Genomic DNA, 2,402 nt, shown 5'->3' on the forward strand with positions numbered 1-2,402 from the left:
GCTCCTTCTCCTCCGGTAAATACGGCATCGAAAACGGCATCGGGGTCTTTTTCGAAGTATGCATTTAGATCCACATCACGATTAGGCATCTTAAATAACTTTTCCGATGATGTTAAATTCTGTGAAAGCTCTGGATCAACAGGTAAATCTGGTCCCATTGAACCTGAAGTTGATATATCCCACGTCTTGAAACGATACCCTAAATTGGGTAAAGCCTTTATCGTAACATCGGTATTATACGGGTTATACCATTCCGTTTTATTTCCATTCACATACTCTTCACCAGTTATTACTATTGTTCCGCCATTTTCTGGTTCCATATATACATTTCTAACACTATACTGCCTCATTAGATAAAGATCAAATGTAACATCATGATCCGGCATTATAAATGAAAAAGTACCATTTGTAATCGCTTCAATCATATTGTTTTTATCTGCTTCTGATAATTCCAGACCTGTCACTTCCGCACGATTAAATACGCTCTGCGGGTAGCTCATAGAATCAAGCTGTAAATAGTATGTTTCACCAACTTTACAATATTTTGCAGGATCATAAATCACATTATGATTACTATCTGATAGTGCAAATGCAAAGCTATAGAAGTCCTCATCAGGCTCTACTCCCGATTCGCCGCAATACCCATTAATCGTAACCAATCTGGTGTCTGCATTAGTTTTTTCACTCATTCTGTCATAATCTGACTCACTCTGTATATTCTCTGATTCTTTTACTTGCGCCTGTACATTTATCGGAACCATTGTTAAGCACATACACATGGACATCAATCCAGCCAGATAACGTTTTGCCTTTTTTATCATAACCTACCTCTTTCTAACATGAAGCAAGGCATCCGAAATGGGATACCCTGCCTTCTCACAAATTGTAATTAGAATCCAAATCCAATATCTGCACCAAAGTTGCAGGTATACTGCCAATTAATTTTTTCTCCGCCTTCCAGATAATACTGAGCTGCACCATACATTGGTAAAAACTCTTCTCCACCTAGAGGAATTACGGTATACATCCATCCACTCATACTTCCACAGGTAAATTCACCCAGAGTATATCCTCCCTTAGACATCTTGGAGATATAATTATTTTCTGCTCCAGTTAATTGAATCCCATGCATGCCTGCTGCCTTCACTAATGCATCCATAACGGTAGCCCCTGCATCCAGGGTAAGAGTAACATAATTATTCTTATTATTGGAAGGAAGCATAATTGCATTTGCTGCAGCCTGAAATTCAGTTCCATAATTAAATGCATTAATGGTACGAATTCCTAATTGTACAGTAAGTTTTGTTGCATCCACAGTAGCCGTCAATTCATAAGCTCTGGTCTCACCACCAAAAGTAACGGAAATCGTAGCAGATGACGCAGACACATCAACGTTATTAAATGTTCTTGTCGTACTTCCTGTAGCGCTTGTCTGACTATCAATGCTGACAGCTGCATCAGAATTTACACCAGTCAGAACAACTTTTAGTTTCTTAAGATCACTTGTAGCTGTTCCAGATGGTAATTTTGCATTATAAGTATAACGGGTTACACCGCCTACGGTTACTGTCTTTAATTCTGCTACTGCACTTTTACCGGATGCAGGCGCTGTTAACGTAACAGAACCAATCGCCAGGTTATCACTTGCTGCAGACGCTGTAATTGTGGTCATACCGAAAACTAATGTTAAAGCCAGTACCAACGCGGTCAATTTTTTAAAAATCTTCATAAATCAAATCCTCCTTTTTCATGTCTCTCATTTTTATGCTGTTCGGAACCAATCATCACCATTTCCCCTCCTTTCCGTTCCGTTCATCAGCTGTTACTCCCTTTCTATAGAAATATGGTATCGTTAACCATAGAAATGGACTTTTTACATGTCCAAAAGTTATATAAACTTGAAAATTCATTAAAAAAAGCCTTCCTGCACTCAGACAGAAAGGCTTATTATTCCCCATATGTAATTAATTGAATTGCGGCATAAAAATAAACCTATTTCCTCAGCCCAGAAATAAATAACGTGCAACACGGCAGGTATCCTGACTTCGCTTCATCCTTAGAAACGCCTTCTCGATAGGTATATCAATGGCTTTTGTCTCTTCGTCCACGTCACAGTAGAGGTGACTGTGCTGGATTCTCACCAGCTTCCCTATTATCACTTTCAATTATTAATTAAAGAAAGATGACCGCAATTTCATATTTAATTTTGTAATTTTATGTATTACATCTTAGCTCATATAAATTTGGTTGTCAATAGTATGCTGATATTTTATTTATATAAATATTATTTTTGATTAATTCAAAAATAAAACTCTATTATTTTATATATTTTATTTTTCAAATTAACACGGGAGTTTGACAGTTGGACTAACTAAAAATCTATCGCAGGTCGCATAAAACCT

General features: G+C 37.2%; 2 protein-coding genes and 1 riboswitch. Both genes read right to left on the reverse strand.

Annotation, left to right across the window (positions count from 1 at the left end; genetic code table 11):
• Positions 1-821: hypothetical protein (locus ACH2DQ_RS01140; protein WP_395025182.1), on the reverse strand; the 821-nt coding region annotated here is incomplete at its 3' end.
• A gap of 68 nt (positions 822-889) precedes the next feature.
• Positions 890-1,729, reverse strand: coding sequence for a hypothetical protein (locus ACH2DQ_RS01145; RefSeq protein ID WP_394915969.1), 840 nt, complete (start codon positions 1,727-1,729; stop codon positions 890-892).
• Positions 1,730-2,011: 282 nt separating this feature from the next.
• Positions 2,012-2,206: riboswitch (cobalamin riboswitch) on the reverse strand.
• Between the last annotated feature and the right edge of the window lie 196 nt (positions 2,207-2,402).

The organism is Robinsoniella sp. (genome assembly GCF_034124845.1).